Genomic DNA, 18,592 nt, shown 5'->3' on the forward strand with positions numbered 1-18,592 from the left:
CCGGGCCGCGTAGGGTGGGCTTGAGCCCACCACCGATCCGGCCGGGTCGAACGGCGGTGGGCTGAAGCCCACCCTACGAAGCGGTCGCAGGCTTCGATCGCTTCAGGTCCTGAGGCCTGCCGCGGCGCTGGCGAGCGCTTCGATACCGGCCCAGTCGCCGGCAGCGAGCTTGTCGGCGGGCGTGAGCCAGGATCCGCCCACGCACAGCACGTTGGGCAGGGCGAGGAACTCGGCGGCGGTGGCGGCGCTGATGCCGCCGGTCGGACAGAAGCGCAACTGCGGCAGCGGCCCAGCCCATGCCGCCAGCAGCTTCGCGCCGCCAGCGGGCACGGCGGGGAAGAACTTCAGGTGCCGGTAGCCGCGTTCCAGCAGCGCCATCGCCTCGCTGGCGGTGGCCGCGCCGGGGAGCAGCGGCAGCGGGATGTCCGCGGCGGCATCCAGCAATCGCGAGGTCGCGCCGGGCGAGACGGCGAAACGTGCACCCGCCTCGTATGCCGCGCGCAGGTCGGCCTCGCCCAGCACCGTGCCCACGCCGACCATCGCGCCCTCGACTTCCGCGGCGATCGCACGGACGGCCTCCAGCGCGGCCGCCGTGCGCAAGGTCACCTCGATCGCCGGCACGCCGCCGGCGACCAGCGCGCGCGCCATCGGTACGGCGGCGCGCGCATCCTCGATCACCACCACCGGGATCACCGGCGCCAGGCGCATCGCCCGTTCGATTTCCTGCTGCCTGTCGGCGTGGTTCATCAGAGCACTCCGGCGCCGAGGTCGGCGTTCATGGCGTGGTTGCGGAACAGGGCGAAGAGTTCGCGGCCGGTGCCGGCCTGGTGCGTTGCCTGGCTGCCCGCGTCAGGCGCACGGGTGGCAAACTCGGCGGCATCGACCAGGACGCCCAGGCGTCCATTCGCACAGTCCAGCCGGATCATGTCGCCCTCGCGCACGCGCGCCAGCGGCCCGCCTGCGGCGGCTTCCGGCGTGACATGGATGGCCGCCGGCACGCGGCCGGAGGCGCCGGACATGCGCCCGTCGGTGACCAGCGCGATGCGGTGGCCGCGGTCCTGCAGCACGGCGAGCGTGGGCGTGAGCTTGTGCAGCTCCGGCATGCCGATCGCCTGCGGGCCCTGGAAGCGCACCACCGCCACGAAATCGCGGTTGAGTTCGCCACGCTCGAAGGCGGCGCGTACCGCGTCCTGGTCGTCGAACACCACGGCCGGGGCCTCGATCAGCAGGCGATCTTCCGGTACGGCCGAGACCTTGATCACCGCCCGGCCCAGGTTGCCGTCGAGCAGGCGCAGGCCGCCATCGGGGCGGAACGGCTCGTCCGCGCTGCGCAGCACGCCGCGGTTGCCGCTCTGCTTGCCGACCGGCTTCCACGCCAGCTGGCCGGTCCCGTTGAGTTCCGGCACGAGGGTGTAGGCAGCCAGGCCCTTGCCGGCCAGCGTCTGCACGTCGGGGTTGAGCAGGCCGGCGTCGAGCAGCTGGTCGATCAGGAACGCCATGCCGCCGGCCTCGTGGAACTGGTTCACGTCGGCGTAGCCGTTGGGGTACACGCGCGCCAGCAACGGCACCACGGAGGAGAGCGCGTCGAAGTCGTCCCAGCTCAGCATGACGCCGGCCGCGCGCGCCATCGCCACCAGGTGCATCAGGTGGTTGGTCGAGCCGCCGGTGGCGTGCAGGCCTACCACGCCGTTGACGATCGCCCGCTCGTCGACGATATGGCCCAGCGGCAGGTGCGTGGCAGGCGCCGCGTGCACGGCGACCGCCTGCACTGCGGCGCGGGTGAGCGCGTCGCGCAGCGGCGTGTCGGGCGCCACGAAGCTCGAGCCCGGCAGTTGCAGGCCCATGATCTCCATCAGCATCTGGTTGGAGTTGGCCGTGCCGTAGAAGGTGCAGGTACCGGGGCTGTGGTACGACGCCGCTTCGGCTTCCAGCAGCTCGGCACGCGTGGCCTTGCCCTCGGCGAAGGCCTGGCGCACTTTCGACTTCTGCTCGTTGGGGATGCCGCTGGGCATCGGCCCGGAAGGCACGAACGCGCCCGGCAGGTGGCCGAAGCTGAGCGCGCCGATCAGCAGGCCCGGCACGATCTTGTCGCAGATGCCCAGGTACAGCGCGCCGTCGAACATGTCGTGCGACAGTGCCACGGCGGTGGCCATCGCGATCACGTCGCGCGAGAACAGCGACAGTTCCATGCCGGCACGGCCCTGGGTCACGCCGTCGCACATCGCCGGCACGCCGCCGGCCACCTGCGCGGTGGCGCCGAACTGGTGGGCCAGCTCGCGGATCAGCGCCGGGTAGCGCTCGTACGGGCGGTGCGCCGAGAGCATGTCGTTGTAGGCGGTGACGATGCCGAGGTTCGGCCCGCGGCCCTCGCGCAGCGCGGCCTTGTCGTCGCCGGTGCAGCCGGCGAAGCCATGCGCGAGGTTGCCGCAGGACAACTGCGCGCGGTGCGGGCCGTCACCCCCGGCAGCCGCGTCGATGCGCGCGAGATAGGCCGCGCGACTGTCGCGGCTGCGCTCGATGAGGCGCGCGGTGACTTCGGCGACGACAGGATGCAGCGAACTCATGGCAGGTACTCCATGCCGACCGATTCGGTCCGGCAGTCAAGGGTCAGGGACACCAGTACACATCGGCCGGCACCGGCGAGCGCGCCAGCACGACGCGGATCGGATAGTGCGCGGCCTCGCCCAGGCCAAGCCGCGCCTGCGCCAGCACGTCGCGCTTGTCCTCGCCTTCGATGTGCAGGAAGAGGTGGCGGGTCTGGAGCAGGGTGGGCAGGGTCAGGGTGATGCGCGGTTCGCCGGCGCCGGGCGCGCGCATCGGCAACACGCCGCTGGGCTGGTCCGGATCCAGCGCGGCGGCGAGCTGGTCGCCTCCGGGGAAGAACGAGGCCGTATGGCCATCCGGACCCATGCCGAGCACCACCGCGTCGAACGGCAGCGGCAACGCGTGGATGCGCCGGCCGGCTTCGGCCTGGCCTTCCTCCGGCGTGGCCGCGCCGGTGTACAGCGGCACGAACGAGGCAACGGCCGCCTGGTTCTGCAGCAGGTGCCCACGCACCAGGCGTGCGTTGGAGCGCGGATCGCCCTCGTCCACCCAGCGCTCGTCGACCAGGGTGACCTGCACGCGGGACCAGTCCAGCGTGGCCTGCGACAGCAGGTCGAAGAAGCGCAGCGGCGTGCGTCCACCGGAGACCGCCAGCAGAGCGAAGTCGCGCTCCAGCAGGCCTGCGCGCAGACGGTCGGCGACGCGCTCGGCCAGGGCCAGGGCGAGCGCGTGGCCGTCGGCGAAGCTGTGGGTGGTGACGTTGATCGAGGTCGTCATGGGCGCACTGGCGTGGAAAGGGTCCGACAGTGTCGGCAGCCGGTTGCGGGCATCGGGTGAAGCACCGCGCTACTCGCTGTCCTCGTTCCAGGTGCGGCCGTCGCGCTCGATCAGCGCCACCGCCGCACTCGGCCCCCAGCTGCCGGCGGCGTAGGGCCGCGGCGGCTCGCCGGCGGCACCCCACGCGGCCAGGATCGGATCGATCCAGCGCCAGGCCGCCTCGACTTCGTCGCGGCGCATGAACAGCGTGGGATTGCCGCGCACCACGTCCAGCAGCAGGCGCTCGTAGGCATCCGGCTGTTGCACGCCGAAGGCCTCCACAAAGCTCATGTCCAGCGGCACGTGGCGCAGGCGCAAGCCGCCCGGGCCCGGATGCTTGATGGTCAGCCACAGCTTGACGCCCTCGTCCGGCTGCAGCCGCAGCACCAGCCGGTTCTGCGCCAGCGGGCCGGCCGAGGCATCGAAGATCGAGTGCGGCACCGACTTGAATGCCACCACGATTTCGGAAAGCCGCGAGGACAGGCGCTTGCCCGTGCGCAGGTAGAACGGCACGCCGGCCCAGCGCCAGTTGGCGATCTCCGCCTTCAGCGCGACGAAGGTCTCGGTGTTGGACTGGCCGTCGTCCAGTTCTTCCAGGTAGCCCGGCACGCGCTCGCCGTCGATGGCGCCGGCCTTGTACTGGCCGCGCACGGTGAGCTGGGCGCTGTTGCGCATGTCGATGGGCTTCAGAGCATGCAGCACCTTGAGCTTCTCGTCGCGCACGGCGTCGGGCGAGAGCGAGGCCGGCGGTTCCATCGCCACCATGCACAGCAGCTGCAGCATGTGGTTCTGCACCATGTCGCGCAGCGCGCCGGCGCGGTCGTAGTAGCCGGCGCGGCGGCCCAGGCCGAGCGTCTCGGCCACGGTGATCTGCACGTGGTCGATGTGGCCGGCGTTCCACAGCGGCTCGAACAGCGCGTTGCCGAAGCGCAGCGCGAGCAGGTTCTGCACCGTCTCCTTGCCGAGGTAGTGGTCGATGCGGAAGGTCTGCGCCTCGGAGAACACGCGACCGACCGCCTCGATGATGCACATGGCGCTGGCCAGGTCGCGGCCGATCGGCTTCTCCAGCACCACGCGCGAGTTCGGCCCGTTGAGGCCGTTGGCGCCGAGCCGGTTGCAGATGTCGACGAACAGCTCCGGCGAGGTGGAGAGGTAGAACACGCGGATGTGCCCGGGCTGTTCGTTCACCAGCGCGGCGAACGTGTCCCAGCCCTCGTCCTTGCGTGCATCCAGCGGCAGGTAATAAAGCTGTGGCAGGAACGCCTCGATCTGCTCGCTCGCGCCGCCGCCATCGGCGAGCACGTCGCGTACCAGGCCGCGGTAGCCGGCATCATCAAGTCCTTCGCGCGCCACGCCGATGATCCGGCTGGCCGCGGGCACCTGGCCGTCGACGAAACGGTGGAACAGCGCCGGCAGCAGCTTGCGCAGGGCCAGATCGCCGGTGCCACCGAAAATCACCAGGTCGAACGGGTCGACGGGCGGGGGAGAAGCCGTCACGGTTCACCTCGATTGCGTGTTGGGCAGACGGAATGGGCCATCCCGCCTGGGCGCCGAGGATGGTACCAGTGAAATACCAGATTACGCAGCCAGGCGTGCAGGTCATGCATACGTTTTCATGGCGGCTTGCCGTAAATGGTTCGAGATTGGTATGGTTCCGCTATGGAGACCGCGCTCGCCGCCGAATACCGCCGCCTCTGCGAAAGCGCGGATACGCGCCAGCCGCTGGCGTACCTGCGGCTACGCCGGGCGATCCGCACCGTGGTCGAACACCGCGACATCGAACCGGGCCAGGCGCTGCCCAGCGAGCGCGACCTGTCGCAGGCACTGGGCCTCTCGCGCGTGACCGTGCGCAAGGCCATCGCCGGCCTGGTCGAAGAGGGCCTGCTGACCCAGCGCCATGGCGCCGGCACCTTCGTCGCCGAGCGCATCGTCAAGCCGATGTCGCGCCTGACCAGCTTCACCGAGGATCTTCGCGCGCGCGGCCTGAACCCCCGCTCGGAATTCTTCGAGCGCGGCATCGGCGAAGTGACGCCGGAAGAGGCGATGGCAATGAACCTTTCGCCTGGCGCGGCCGTGGTGCGCCTGCACCGCGTGCGCTACGCCGGCGACGAGCCGCTGGCGATCGAGCGCAGCGTGGTGCCCGCCAGCGTCCTGCCCGATCCGATGGCCGTGCGCGATTCGCTCTACGAAGCGCTGGAACAACGCAACGCCCGCCCGCGCCGCGCCCTGCAGCGCCTGCGTGCGGTGTCGCTGAGCGCCCAGCACGCCCGCCTGCTCCACGTGCCCACCGGCAGTGCCGGGCTGAGCATCGAGCGGCGCAGCTTCCTCGACGACGGGCGGGTCGTGGAATTCACCAGCTCGTGGTACCGCGGCGACATCTACGATTTCGTGGCCGAGCTGCACACTGACTGATCCCGCGTGCGCGGTACACGCATCGGGTCAAGCGGTTACCATCGCGCAATGACTACCGCCAGCCATTCCGTATCACTCCACACGCTGCGCGAGCGCGCCCGGATCTACCTCGAAGGCGGCCAGCTGCCTGCCGCGCAGGCGGCTCTGGAAACCATCCTCCGGCACGCCCCGAACGACTTGGCATGCAGCCTCCAGCTGGCCGACCTGCTGTTCCAGCAGGGGCACCTGCAGGCCTCGACCTTGCCGCTGCTTCGTGCGCTCCATCGCCTGCCGAAGGACGCGCTCCTCATCGTCGGCATGATCCAGCGCCTGGTCGGGCGGGGGGAAATCGTGGCAGCCCGTGCCTGCCTGGATTTGCTGACGCAGGCGCCGGACCCGCCCGCCCACGTCGTGCTGGCGCAAGCGAAGATGCGATTCATGATCGGCGAGTTCCGCGAGGCGCTCGAGCTCACGGAAAGGGCGGTGCGTGCCGGCGTGGACACACCCGAAGCGGCCCGGCTCCATGGCATGTTGCTGCAATTCAACGGGCGCATGGACGAGGCGTGCAAGGTGCTGGAGCAGTGCCTGGTCCGCTGGCCTGATTTCGGCGATGCGGCACCCGCGCTGGTCGATATGCGCAAGCAGACGCCGGATGCCAACCATCTGGCCCGCCTGCAGGAGCAACTTCAGCGCCTGCCGGAGCAGCCCACCGACTCGGGCCAGGCCTTTGCGCGAGCCGAGTTCGAGTACGCGGTCTTCAAGACCCTGGACGATCTGGGTCGGTACGACGAGGCATGGCAGGCACTGGCGCGATGCAATGCGTTGATGTCCGGCCTGAACCCGTACGATCCCTCGCTGCAGGAAGCGGTCACTGACGCGCTGATCCGCGCCTCCGCCGAACGGGACACGGCCCCCGTGAAGGCTCCCGCCTTCGAAGGACCGGTCCCGATTTTCATCGTAGGCATGCCGCGGTCAGGTACGACCCTGCTGGACCGCATCCTGTCCAGCCATTCGAAGGTGACATCGGCCGGTGAGATCGGCGACTTCTGGCGGCAACTGCATTGGGTGGCCGACGTGATACCGGACCAGTCCAAGGGCCTGCTCCGCGTTGCCCAACGTGCCGACCAGATCGACTTTCACCAGGTCGGCCAGCGCTACCTCAAGCAGACGCAGTGGCGGGCGCAGGGCCGGCCGTACTACGTCGACAAGCTGCCCGGGAACATCCAGTTGGTGTCGTTCATCCGCAAGGCGTTGCCGCATGCGCCGATCCTGCACATGGTGCGTGACCCGATGGACACCTGCTTCTCCAACTTCAAGGCCATGTTCGGCATCATCTCGCCGCACACGTACGAACTCGGTGCCATGGCGCACTACTACGGCCAGCACGCCCGGCTGGTTCGCCACTGGCACCAGGCCCTCCCCGACGCCATGCTGGATGTCGATTACGCCGAACTCGTGCGCCATTCGGAGACCACCATTCCGCGCGTGCTTGCCCATTGCGGGCTGGATGTGGAGGAAGCCTGCCTGCGTCCGGAAAGCAACGCCTCGCCGGTCGCCACGCGAAGCACCCCGCAGGTTCGCGAGTCCATCCACACGCGAGGGCTGGGGGCCTGGCGCCATTACGAACGCCAGCTCGAGCCCCTGCGCGAGGCGCTTGCCCTCGGAAGCTGAGCGCGTCCGTCGGACCGGTCCGACGCCCCCCATCGGTTGCAGGGCCTGCCTGCGGCGGCGTCGCCCTCCCCCCCAAGCTCGACGTGATACAGCGTGGCGCACCTGCCAGGCGGTCGAGTATGCGTCCGGCTATCGCCCCCGAAAGGGCCAGGGCACGTCTACGCGGTTAGCGGATATGCCGGTCCAGGGCGGATGGCGCGGCTGGCGCAAGATTCAAACGGCGTTGGCGCGACGCGGCCAGCACGGGCATGGCCGTCGGTGGCCGGAGCCTTTGCCTCGTGTTGTTCCAGACTCGTCCATCGTGAGCATCGGGCGCCGCTTGGTGCTGTTAGCGACAACAGCGGCTGGCCGCGGGAACGGCGGGGCCTGTACGCGTGTCATCGTCCGCAACCTGGCGGGCGGGCTCATCGGGTGATCGGGCCGTCAGCGGTCTCACCAAGGCTTCCTCGCCGCGCATGGGCTTTCACGGTGACCGGTCACCGCAAGCCTCTGGTTGGTAGGGCAGAAAAAAACCACCGGCCTTGCGACCGGTGGTTTTCAAGGCTTGAATCAGCCGATCGACCTATCAGTAGTCGTAGCTCACCGACAGTCGCACGTAGCGCGGCGCTTCGAACGTCACCGGCGTGTGGAACTGGTTGTCGATGAAGCCCGGATCCACGTCGCGGGTCGGGTAGGTCTGCGTCGCGCGCTGCTCGTTGAGCAGGTTGAAGACGTCCAGCTTGAACGCGAGCTTGTGATCGGCGAAGGCGGGCATGTACTGCACGCCGACGTTGATCTGCTTGGTCCACGGGGTGTGCGTTTCACCCGGCGGCGACTTCTTGCCACCGCACCAGTGGTAGTCCGGGCCGTAGAAGGTCGGATCCTGGTCGGCCGTCGGGCCGTAGTAGCCCAGGCAGGACTCGGCCACGCCCGACTGCACCAGCGCCGTGCCGGATACCAGCCACTCGGGCGAGAACGAATACGCGCCGCGGATGCGCAGCTGGTGCTTGCGGACGTTGAACAGCTCGCCGTTCTGGCCGTCCATCAGCTGCCAGGCATCCCAGTCCTCGGTCTTGGACACGTCGCCCTGGCCGAAGTCCGAACGCACCTGGCCTTCGGTGTTGCCGAAGCCGCGCGAGTAGGTGTAATCCACGCGGGCCTGCCACTTGCCGTCGAACGGATGCTCCATGTACAGGTTCAGCGAGCCGGTCTTGCGCTTCACGCCCTGGGTGTAGCCCCAATCCTGCTGGGTCATCGACACCAGCTGGTCGGGCAGGCCGCTGCCCTCGTCGGCGCGGATCAGCATGGTGTTGGTTTCACCCGGGTTGATCAGGCGGCAGTACGCCGGACCCAGCAACGAGTTGTAGTAGCCGCTGTTCACGATGGCGAGGTAGTTGTCGTAGCTGTACTCGCCACCCGGGGCGATACCCATCTTGCCGGCGATGCGGTACGGGCTGCACTCGTCGTCGATGGCGGCCTTGAGGTCACGCCACATCGCCTTGGCACCGTAGTTCCAGCTGTCGTTGAGCTGCTTGTCGAAGCCCACGATGAACTCGTCCAGGTACTCCGGCTTGAGGTTGCGCGCGGTGACCTGCTGGGGATCCTTCGGCAGGCCGAACTCGCCGTCCGGAGACACCAGGCCGCCCACGGGCGTCAGGCCCTGCGGGATGCCGTTGGCGTCCACGCTGTCGTAGTTGTAGGTCTGCCAGGTGTAGGTCGAGACGTTCGCCGCACGCTCGGCCGCGTTGTCCGGCAGCGCGAGGTAGTAGCGACCGACGTTGCCGTAGATCTTGAACGAGGAGTCGCCGTTGACGTCCCAGCTGACGCCGATGCGCGGCTCCCACTGGTTCTTCATGTCGACGAAGGCGTCGCCGCGATCGTTGTAGTTGGTGAAGCGGTCGTTGCGCAGACCGACCTTCAGCAGGACGTTGGACGAGACCTGCCAGGTATCCTGCAGGTACCACGCCTTCTGGTCCATGGACATGCTGGTCTGCCAACCGATCCGGTACTGGCGCACCGTGCCGTTGGAGCGGTAGGACCAGAAGTAATCGATGGCCGGATTGAACGGGTTGACCTGCGACTGGCCCTGGTTCTTGGCCTCGTAGTGCATGTTGTCGATACCGACGGCCAGGTCGTGGTCGCCCAGGCGGTAGTCGAAGTCCACGCGCAGGCCGTGGGTGCCATTGGTGGCATTGCTGGACAGCCAGCTGCTGTTGGTCTGCGTGTTGCTGATGCCGGTCGGCGGCGTACCCGCCGGGACCTTGGTCGGATCCTGGTACTGCGGGTTGGAGATGTACGGCAGTTCGCTGTGGTTGCCGTAGATGTTCGGATTCTTGAAGTCGGCCTTGCCGTAGACGATGCTCAGCGTGGCGTTGTCGGTGATGTAGCTGGTGAAGTGGCCGATGTAGAAGTCGGCGTTGTCCTTCGTGACGTCGTTCGGCGCAGCGAAGGCACCCGGGGAGAGCGTCGCGTAGTCGAAGTAATAGGTCGACCCGGTGCCGGTGGTCTGGTTGTTCTTCAGCGCGGTCAGCTCAAGAACGTTGTTGTCGGTGATGTTCCAGTCCAGCTTGCCGTAGAACTTGGTGTTCTTGTCGCGGTTGTAGGAGACGCGCTGGGCGGTGTCGGTGCCGACCGTGGTGTAGCCGGTCTTGGTGGTTTCACCGGCCAGGAACATGAACAGCTTGTCCTTGATCAGCGGACCGCCGATGTAGGCCGAGTAGACCGTCTCCCACTGCTTGTTGTCATTGCGGTACTGGTGCAAAGCACCGACCAGGTCCGGGTTCGCCCACTGGTACTCGAGGGCACCGGTCGGCGGCGGCAGCGCACCGCTGGCGTAGTAGCGGTTGCGCGGGCTGGCCTGCAGGTACTTCGGCTCCCACACGACCTGGCCACCGAAATGCCATTCGTTGGTGCCGCGCTTGCCGATCTGGTTGATCACGCCGCCGTCGGAACGACCGTACTTGGCGTCGTAGCCGCCGGTCAGGGTTTCCTGCTGGTCGATTGCGCCGTAGGGCAGCTGGAAGCCACCGATGTTGCGGTACGGCTCGCCGGTGTTGTAGCCGTTGACGTAGTAGGCGTTCTCCGAGACGCTGGAGCCGCCGAACGCCACGGCGTTGGCGAAGTAGCTGCTGCCCTTGACGGTACCGGGAGCGAGCAGCGCGATGGCTTCCGCGCTACGGGTCACCGGCAGCTTCTGCAGGTCAGCGGCAGTGATGATGGTGCTGGAGTTGACGCTGGTGACGTCGATCGCGGGCAGGGCGCTGGCGACCACCTGCACCGTGCCGAGGTTCTGCGCATTTTCCGCGGTCGCGGCGGCGAACGGTACCTGCGTACCACCGCCCGGCGAAACGCCTACGTTTTCCTGCGTGGCAAGCACCTGGCCATCCTTGCGGAGGGTGACCGTGTAACGGCCCACCGGCACGGTGACCGAGTAGCGGCCGCTCGCATCCACCGCCACTTCGCGGGTGGTGCCGTTGGCGCCCTGGACCATGACGGTCTCGCCCACGCCGACCGGCGCCGTACCGAAGATGCTGCCGGTGGTGGCCTGGCCGAGCGCGAGGCCGGTGAAGCCCAGGCCCATGGCCATCGCCATGGTGAGGGCCGTGCGACGGGGCAAGGGCCCGCGCGGAATATGTCGCTTGTTCATTTGGATCTCCCCAGATCACCCGTTGCGGGCAGAAAAAAATAACCAAACACAAGAAGACCGGACTCCGCCTCCCCCTGAGACGCAGTAAGCACAGCGTTGAGTCTCAACCGCTCTTTGCCTTCCAGCCGTCCCGAACCTAGCGCCGCGCCCAACGACGTGTCAACTTTTTTTTATCATTTGATGAACCTGAAGACTGCACGCCAACTGTGTGATTGTTCGGTGAAAATGTGCCTGCTAGGCGCTTGTCACGGATTCACGGTGATCCTCCCGGACGAAAGCACTTGCCCCTCCGGCCCCCGGGCGGAGATCGTGTAGTTGCCCGGGAACAGGTACAGGTCCGTGATGGAGTTCGGGTGGACAAACGCATATCTGTCGGCAGGAACCGCATCCCCGGTCTCGTTCGCGTAGCGGGCCTCGACCACGCAAGGGATGACCACTTTGCATAGCTGGCTCCTGACCGGATAGGGTCGCCGACGCCCTCCGAGATCCATCCAACCAGGCCGCTGTGTATTTACCACGTGAGCTGTCATCGGAAAGGGTCGATTGGGGTCCTGGATGATCACTTGGGTTGTGAGCGACCCGCTCCCGAGCGCAGATTTTCTTTCGGAGGGAAGAATCACGCTGATGTCGTACTGGGAAGGAGCGGCGGCCCATGCTTCTCCATGCTTCTTCTTGTTCAACAGAACCACCGGCTTCCGGGGGCCGAAGGTCCCGATCAGCTGCAGGTATTGCTGGTCGGTATTGGGAAACTGTTCCCTAAACTGGGTCTGATCGATGGATAGCGGTTTTTCCCCAAGCATGTTTCCAAGCAGCATACCCATGGGCCGCACGTCACCCAGGCGCCCCTCTTTCTTGTCGATGTGGGCGTAACCCGCGTGCACAAAAACGCGTGCCGAAGGGTCCTTGCCGAAGCTAGCGCGGAAGATGTTCCCGGCCTGCTCTTCTTCTCGTCGCTGGATGTCACGGCTGGTCGAATCATAGGGAACGATGGTGTAGCCCAGCCGGATGGCCTCACGCACCATCTCGCCATACAGCGGCTCGTGTATGTATTCCGATCCGCTGGTCGAGATGGGATAACCGCGCTTCTCCAGACCCTCATCCTTACCTAAAGCTTCGGCCGCAAAATGGGTAAATCCCTTTTCGCGCAGCAAAGGGAGCAGAAGCAAAGTCAGTTCCCTGGTGTGCGCGTCGTGATGCGCCTCGTTGATCATCACCAGGCGGTGCCCGGTCGCCGCCTGTGCAATGGCCTCAGCCGCGTCTACGGCTTCCCAGTCGGCCCGGCCGGGTAGTTTCAGGCCGTCAAGGGGCGCACTGCGCAGCGGATAATCGCGCAATGCTTCGTTATAAAGCCCCAGTTCGTTCTCCGTGAATGCGTACAACTGCAAGACGAAGCTGTATTGCTCTGGCGGGCTGGTGCGCAACGCACGCGTCAGGTAGTCGTACCTGGCGAGGTCCGATTTCTGCGCGTGCGCCTCCTTGAACAACGTGGTGAGACCCCGCCCGAACCGGTCGGTGGCGCTGGCCGTCGGCACGAAGAGCAGCAAGAACAGCTGGCCAAGAACAATGCGGCGGTACATACGCATGGCTTCTCCTCGGTTCTTTGAACTTCGGCTTTGAGGCTGGGGATGGCCTTGAGCGCCAGTCTACGATTTCATCACGCCCAAGAGCACGCTCGGCAGCCATGCCGGCTGAGGTCGGACGAGTCGGCCTTGGTCCTTGGCAGGCCGGCCGGGACGCGCGTCACTTGGCGGCCTCTCGCCACGAATCCAAAAGCGGGCTGCACGATGAAGCGGGCCTGGCCAGGCTCAGGCCTGGCGCCTGCTTTGGGGCAGGCGCAAAAAAAAGCCGGGGCTTTCGCCCCGGCCGAATTTCCTAGCGTGTTCGACTTGCTTAGAAGTCGTAGCTCACGCCCAGGCGGATGTACCGCGGCGTGGTGAAGCCACGCGGACGGCCATAGCTGGAGGTGTTGTACTCGTACTGGTAGGTGACTTCCTGGCTGTTGAACACGTTGTAGACGTTCGCGTTGAACGCCAGCTTGTGGTCGGCAAACGCAGGGCGGTATTCGACGTTGAACGAGGCAACCTTCTGCCACGGCAGACGACCGGCCGTGCCCGCGGGCGACGGCTGGCCGGCGCACCAGTGGTAGTACGGACCGGCGTAGGCCGGGGCGGTGCCGTCCGGACCGTAGAAGTCCAGGCAGCTGTACGGCGCGCCCGAGGCGATGGAGATGTTGCCCGAAACGTTCCACTCCGGGGTGAACTGGTAGCCGCCGTAGATCTTCAGCTGGTGCTTACGATCGTTGTGCAGCAGGCCGCCCGAGTACACCATGAGCGACGGGTAGTCCCAGTCAACCGTGGCAGCGATATCGGACTGGCCGATATCGGAGCGGACCTGACCTTCCGAGTTGCCGTAGCTCTTCGAATAGGTGTAGTCCACGCGGCCCCACCAGGTGCCATCAAACGGATGGTCGAGGTAGAGGTTCAGCGCGTAGAAGTTGCGCTTGGCCTGCGGGAAGCCCAGCTCTTCCTTCGTGAACGACATCTCGCCGTAGCCGCCATTGCCATCGGGCACCTGGAAGGTGGCGCCGCGACCCGGGTTGAAGAAGTAGCAGCCACGCAGGTTGGCGGTATCCAGACCCAGCGACTCGGCCTTTGCGGTGAAGAGCTCGATGTTGCAGGTATCGTCGATCTCGTTCTTCAGGCTGCGGTAGGTCGCCTTGGCACCGTAGGTCCAGGCGCTGTTCAGCTGCTTGTCGAAGCCGAGGATGTACTCATCCTGGTACTGCGCCTTCAGCGAGGTGGCGGTGACCGTGCGCGGATCGGGCGCCTGGCCGTACTCGTTGTTCTCCGAGAACTCGGCGCCGACACCGTTGATGGTGTTGATCGGCGTCAGGCCAGTCGGGTAACCGGTGGCCGGGTCGATACCCGTGTAGGTGTAGAACACGCGGGTGTAGTACGAGCCCGAGGCACCACGAAGGGCCACGCTGGTCGGGAGCGCCAGATAGTAGCGGCCGGCGTTTCCATAGACCTTGAAGGTCGAATCGCCGTTCACGTCCCAGCTAAAGCCGACGCGCGGCGCCCACTGCGGCGTGGTCTGGCGGATGTAGGGCTGACCGTCGCTGTTGAAGTTGGTGAACTGGTCGTTACGCAGGCCCAGTTTCACCAGCAAGTTGTCGCTCACCTGCCACGCGTCCTCGATGTACTGGGCGCGCTGCTCCACGCGGACCGAGGCGGCCGTGCGGAAGCGATACTGGGCGACGTAGTAGCCGTCCGCACCGCCAGGGTAGTTGGACGGCGAATCGACCTGGCCTTCGCTGATGTCAGCGGTGGGGTCGTTCAGCTTGTTGTATTCCCACGCGTAACCCGCATTGGTGGGAATGTAGTCGCCGTCGGACAGATCCTGGGTGCGCTGGTTGTCGATACCGGCCGTGAGGGTGTGGTCACCCAGCACGTAGGTGACGTCCAGGCGATAGTTGGTGCCCTTGGTCTGGTGCGCCGGGTCCGTGGTGGTCAGCACCGTCTGCGTGTTGCCGATACCCGAGCCACCGCCGGAGTACGCCGGATTCTGCTGGTCCGGGCTCAGCACCGCAATAAGATCGGCGTTGAAGTCGGCCGGGAGCTGCGTGTACAGCTCGGTCTTCTGCTTACCGAACTGAGCCGAGACGGTCAGGTCGTCGGTCAGGTAACCGGTGTACTTCGCGATCCACATCGACGCGGCGGTCTTCGTATGCGTGTCGGCATACAGGTAGTCGCCCATCGTGCGGGTGTCGTTGTCGTACGAGTAGATGTTGCCGTTGTAGCTGGTCTTGGTGGACGCACCGGTCAGCTCGAGGACGTTGCTGGAGTTGATGTTCCAGTCGACCTTGGCGTACCAGCTGGGATCGGTGTACGAGTAGACGGTCTCGGTGCCGCCCGAAGCCGTGCCGACGCTCTTGCCGCTGGTGCGATGACCCTCGGCCGAGGCGAACATGTACAGGCGATCCTGGATCAGGGGACCGCCAACGTAGGCGCTCTCGACGACTTCCGAAGTCTTGTTGTCGTTACGGTACTGATACAGCGAGCCGCTGCGCGGGATGTAGATGTTGCGCGGGTCCGAACGCAGGCTGCTCGGGGTGTAGAGGAGCTGGCCACCGAAGTGCCACTCATTGGTGCCGCGCTTGCCGATCTGGTTGATCACACCGCCGTCCGAACGACCGTAAGCGGCGCCGTAGCCGCCGGTCAGGACTTCTTCCTGATCAATCGAGCCGTACGGCAGGTTAATGCCGCCGAGGCCGTTGAGCGGATCGGTGACGTTCATGCCGTTGATGTAGTAGGCATTCTCGGTGACCGAGGAACCGCCGAAGGAAACCAGGCTGTTGCCGGTCGGGCCGGTGAAGAAGCTCGAGCCCTGGACCGCGGTCGGCGCCAGCAGGGCGATCGCTTCGGCGCTGCGTGCCAGCGGCAGCTGGCGAAGCTGCTGCGCCGTGATCACGGTGCGGGAGTCGACGCCGGTGACGTCGATCGACGGCAGCGAGTTGGCGGTGACCGTTAGGCCTTCCAGGTTCTGCGCGTTCTGAGCGCCGTCGAACGAGACGTCCGTACCCGTGCTGACCTTGACCGTCACGTTGTTGCGGGTCGACACCGTCTGACCGTCGCGCATCAGCGTGACCGTATAGACACCGACCGGAAGCGAAGTCGCGCTGTAGCGACCGGACTCATCCACCGTCACGGTGCGCGTCAGGCCCGACTGGCCGGTGATCACCACCGTCTCACCGGCGGCAACCGGCGCACTGCCGAAGATGGTGCCGGTCGTAGCCTGGCCATAGGCGAGGCCGGTAAGGCCCAGGCCCAAAGCCAAGGCTACCGTGAGGGCGCTGCGGCGGGGGTGAGCCCCGTGCTGAAGGTAACGCTTATTCATTAACTGATCTCCCCAGATCGACTCAAAGCGAGTCCACTTAAAAGCTCACGTGTAATCAATGACACGCTGGATGACCCTGACGAAGCTCTTGCCGCCTGGCGGCTTGGCTTTGCTGCCACTCCGCAACGGCAGGCTGCGCCTGTCCCGCAATCACCTCGAAACGATGACTTGCTCTGGAAACGTAGCTCCCGCCGTAACGATATGTCAACTTTTTTTTAGCATTACCGTCCCAGTTCCAGGAACATGTCCGGCGTGGCGCCGGTGTCGCGGCGCGGTTACGATGTCTGCGTTTCGGGTGTCCCGCATGCATGGCATGCCACGGGATGAAACGGGAAGCCGGTGCGTTGTGCGATGCACAACAAGGCCGGCGCTGCCCCCGCAACGGTAAGCGAGTCGAACGGACGGCCCCACGCCACTGTGCCCATGAGCATGGGAAGGCGCCGCCCGGCAGGGCTTTTGGCCTGCGCCCGCGAGCCCGGAGACCGGCCCGAAGCGTTTGCCTGGTGGACCTGCGGTGGGCGGGCCGGACCTCGTGCGTGGCCCCGCGCCTGCCCGTCGCTCCTGTTCCCTGCCTCCGGTCGATCAGCTCATCCACGCTTGAGGCCGTGCGTGGGCGCGCGGCCAAGGACACACCCCCCACCATGAAGAAGACCCTGCTTGCCGCCGCCTTGTGCGGCAGCTCGTTCGCCGCGCTGGCGGCCGACGCCACGGACCCGGCCGCGCTGTCGCCGGTGATCGTCACTGCCACGCGCACCGCGATCACCGTCGACGACGCGCTGTCCTCGGTCAGCGTGATCACCCGCGAGGACATCGACCGGCTGCAGCCGGTCTCGCTGATCGACCTGCTCCAGGGCCTGCCCGGCGTGACCTTCGCCCAGGCCGGCGGACTCGGCCAGCAAAGCTCGCTGTTCCTGCGCGGCACCAATTCCTCGCACACGCTGCTGTTGATCGACGGCGTGCGGGTGGGCACGGTGAGCGCGGGTATCCCGGCGTTCGACCAGCTGCCTATGGACCAGATCGAACGGATCGAAGTGGTGCGCGGTCCGCGCTCGAGCCTTTATGGCGCCGATGCGATCGGCGGCGTGATCCAGATCTTCACCCGGCACGGGCCGCGCAACGGCGGCCTGGCGCCATCGATGCGCCTGGGCACCGGCAGCCGCGGCTACGCCGATGGGCAGGTCGGCCTGGCCGGCGGCGACACGCACGCCTGGTACAACCTGAGCATCGGCGGCCAGTACACGCGTGGCATCAACGCCTGCCGGGTCGGCGCGGGCACCGTTTTCGCCGGCTGCTTCACCGACGAGCCGGATACCGACGCCTACCGCAACCGCAACGCGCTGGCCAACGCGGGCTACCGCTGGGACAACGGCACCGAGCTGACCGCGACCTGGCTGCGCAGCGACAGCCGCGTGGAGTTCGACGGGGCGCCCTACGGCAACCAGCATCACAACCGCCAGCAGGTCGCTGGCGCGCAGCTGGGCTTCGCGCCGCTGGCCGCCTGGAAGGTCACGCTGGCGGCCGGGCAGAGCCTGGACGAGCAGCACACCGACAACGACGGCGTGTTCGTGCGCTACGGCAACTCGCGCCGCAACCAGGCGTCCTGGCAGAACGACCTGGCCCTGGCGGACAACCAGTTGCTGACCCTCGGCATCGACTGGCAGCGCGAGCACCTCTCCAGCGACACCGGTTATCTCGACGACAGCCGCAGCGACACCGGCGGCTACGCGCAGTACCAGGGCAGCTTCGGCCGCCAGGAACTGCAGCTGTCGCTGCGTCACGACGACAACCAGCAGTTCGGCGGGCATACCACCGGTGCGGCGGCGTGGGGCTATGCCTTCGACCACGGCCTCAGGCTGTCGGCGAGCTGGGGCAGCGCCTTCCACGCCCCGACCTTCAACGACCTCTATTACCCCTACGGCAGCGGCAACCCGGACCTGCAGCCGGAAACCTCGCGCAGCGCCGAGCTTGGCCTGGCGCAGCAGCAGGCCGGCTGGCACTGGGCATTGAATGCCTACCAGACCGCCATCGACCAGCTGATCTCGCTGGACGCCAACTACTTCCCGCGCAACATCAGCCGCGCGCGCATCCGCGGGCTGGAGGCCCAGGCCGGCACCGGGCTGGCGGGCTGGCGGGTGGAGGGCTACCTGACGCTGCAACGCCCGCAGAACCGCGACGGCGGCGCCAACGACGGCCACCTGTTGCCGCGCCGCCCGGAGCGCACCGCGCGGGTGGAACTCGACCGCCGCTTCGGCGCCTTCGGTCTCGGCGCCACCGTGCTCGTCGCCGGTGCCCGCTACGACGACCTGGCCAACCTGCACCGGTTGGGCGGCTACGCGACCACCGACCTGCGCGCGAGCTACGCGTTCGCAGACGACTGGCAGGTCGAGGCACGCCTGTCGAACGTATTCGACCGCCAGTATGAGACGGTCTACTACTTCAACCAGCCGGGGCGGAGCTGGTACCTGACACTGCGGTACACGCCTGGCGGCTGAGCCTTCCGCAGGCCCTCCTCCATCCGCCCTTCGGGCACCCTCCCGCGCAAGCGGGGGAAGGAACGCTACGGCGGCACCCTGACCGGTCCGGCCCTGCCTTTCGGCAGGGGCCGGACTTCAGGCACATCCTTCACCGCGGGCCACCGGGCATAACGTG

The 18,592-nt window shown here is 66.8% G+C and carries 10 protein-coding genes and 1 riboswitch; of the genes, 3 read left to right on the forward strand and 7 right to left on the reverse strand.

Annotation, left to right across the window (positions count from 1 at the left end):
* Positions 1-102: 102 nt before the first annotated feature.
* The 4 genes from eda to zwf form a co-directional block, all read right to left on the reverse strand.
* Positions 103-747 carry a bifunctional 4-hydroxy-2-oxoglutarate aldolase/2-dehydro-3-deoxy-phosphogluconate aldolase gene (gene eda, locus ACFWZU_RS08275; protein WP_439701003.1) on the reverse strand — a complete coding sequence of 215 codons (645 nt, stop codon included), beginning with the start codon at positions 745-747 and terminating at the stop codon, positions 103-105.
* The gene (gene edd, locus ACFWZU_RS08280; protein ID WP_439701005.1) at positions 747-2,564 is read right to left on the reverse strand and encodes a phosphogluconate dehydratase; all 1,818 of its coding nucleotides are present in this window, start codon (positions 2,562-2,564) and stop codon (positions 747-749) included. The genes eda and edd overlap by 1 nt, the downstream gene beginning before the upstream one ends.
* Positions 2,565-2,607: 43 nt before the next feature.
* On the reverse strand, positions 2,608-3,321 hold the full coding sequence (gene pgl, locus ACFWZU_RS08285; protein ID WP_439701007.1) for a 6-phosphogluconolactonase: 714 nt from the start codon (positions 3,319-3,321) through the stop codon (positions 2,608-2,610).
* Between the two features lie 69 nt (positions 3,322-3,390).
* Complete coding sequence (gene zwf / locus ACFWZU_RS08290; protein WP_439701009.1) at positions 3,391-4,857, reverse strand: glucose-6-phosphate dehydrogenase; 1,467 nt, start codon at positions 4,855-4,857, stop codon at positions 3,391-3,393.
* 162 nt (positions 4,858-5,019) lie between these two features.
* Between zwf and ACFWZU_RS08295 the strand changes: the two genes are divergently transcribed.
* Positions 5,020-5,772 (forward strand): GntR family transcriptional regulator, encoded by a 753-nt coding sequence (locus ACFWZU_RS08295; protein ID WP_439701011.1) that lies wholly within the window; start codon positions 5,020-5,022, stop codon positions 5,770-5,772.
* A gap of 48 nt (positions 5,773-5,820) precedes the next feature.
* The gene (locus ACFWZU_RS08300; RefSeq protein ID WP_439701013.1) at positions 5,821-7,422 is read left to right on the forward strand and encodes a tetratricopeptide repeat-containing sulfotransferase family protein; all 1,602 of its coding nucleotides are present in this window, start codon (positions 5,821-5,823) and stop codon (positions 7,420-7,422) included.
* Between the two features lie 565 nt (positions 7,423-7,987).
* On the opposite strand, the gene ACFWZU_RS08305 is transcribed toward ACFWZU_RS08300, so the two are convergent.
* The 3 genes from ACFWZU_RS08305 to ACFWZU_RS08315 form a co-directional block, all read right to left on the reverse strand.
* Positions 7,988-11,047 carry a TonB-dependent receptor gene (locus tag ACFWZU_RS08305; RefSeq protein ID WP_439701014.1) on the reverse strand — a complete coding sequence of 1,020 codons (3,060 nt, stop codon included), beginning with the start codon at positions 11,045-11,047 and terminating at the stop codon, positions 7,988-7,990.
* A 245-nt stretch (positions 11,048-11,292) separates the two neighbouring features.
* Complete coding sequence (locus ACFWZU_RS08310; RefSeq protein WP_439701016.1) at positions 11,293-12,630, reverse strand: hypothetical protein; 1,338 nt, start codon at positions 12,628-12,630, stop codon at positions 11,293-11,295.
* A 307-nt stretch (positions 12,631-12,937) separates the two neighbouring features.
* A complete protein-coding gene (locus ACFWZU_RS08315; RefSeq protein ID WP_439701018.1) occupies positions 12,938-15,943 on the reverse strand; it encodes a TonB-dependent receptor in 3,006 nt (1,001 codons plus the stop codon).
* A 276-nt stretch (positions 15,944-16,219) separates the two neighbouring features.
* A riboswitch (cobalamin riboswitch) is annotated at positions 16,220-16,448 on the forward strand.
* Positions 16,449-16,584: 136 nt separating this feature from the next.
* On the opposite strand from ACFWZU_RS08315, the gene btuB reads away from it, so the two are divergent.
* The gene (gene btuB / locus ACFWZU_RS08320; RefSeq protein WP_439701019.1) at positions 16,585-18,435 is read left to right on the forward strand and encodes a TonB-dependent vitamin B12 receptor; all 1,851 of its coding nucleotides are present in this window, start codon (positions 16,585-16,587) and stop codon (positions 18,433-18,435) included.
* Positions 18,436-18,592 lie beyond the last annotated feature (157 nt).

The organism is Frateuria sp. GZRR33 (assembly GCF_051900425.1).
In the GTDB taxonomy this organism is placed as follows: domain Bacteria; phylum Pseudomonadota; class Gammaproteobacteria; order Xanthomonadales; family Rhodanobacteraceae; genus Frateuria_A.

What these genes read in the sequence shown, in the direction of transcription:
- eda (WP_439701003.1), bottom strand. Translation starts at nt 747, where the DNA reads ATGAACCACGCCGACAGGCAGCAGGAAATCGAACGGGCGATGCGCCTG.
- edd (WP_439701005.1), bottom strand. Translation starts at nt 2,564, where the DNA reads ATGAGTTCGCTGCATCCTGTCGTCGCCGAAGTCACCGCGCGCCTCATC.
- pgl (WP_439701007.1), bottom strand. Translation starts at nt 3,321, where the DNA reads ATGACGACCTCGATCAACGTCACCACCCACAGCTTCGCCGACGGCCAC.
- ACFWZU_RS08295 (WP_439701011.1), top strand. Translation starts at nt 5,020, where the DNA reads ATGGAGACCGCGCTCGCCGCCGAATACCGCCGCCTCTGCGAAAGCGCG.
- ACFWZU_RS08300 (WP_439701013.1), top strand. Translation starts at nt 5,821, where the DNA reads ATGACTACCGCCAGCCATTCCGTATCACTCCACACGCTGCGCGAGCGC.
- ACFWZU_RS08305 (WP_439701014.1), bottom strand. Translation starts at nt 11,047, where the DNA reads ATGAACAAGCGACATATTCCGCGCGGGCCCTTGCCCCGTCGCACGGCC.
- ACFWZU_RS08310 (WP_439701016.1), bottom strand. Translation starts at nt 12,630, where the DNA reads ATGCGTATGTACCGCCGCATTGTTCTTGGCCAGCTGTTCTTGCTGCTC.
- ACFWZU_RS08315 (WP_439701018.1), bottom strand. Translation starts at nt 15,943, where the DNA reads ATGAATAAGCGTTACCTTCAGCACGGGGCTCACCCCCGCCGCAGCGCC.
- btuB (WP_439701019.1), top strand. Translation starts at nt 16,585, where the DNA reads ATGAAGAAGACCCTGCTTGCCGCCGCCTTGTGCGGCAGCTCGTTCGCC.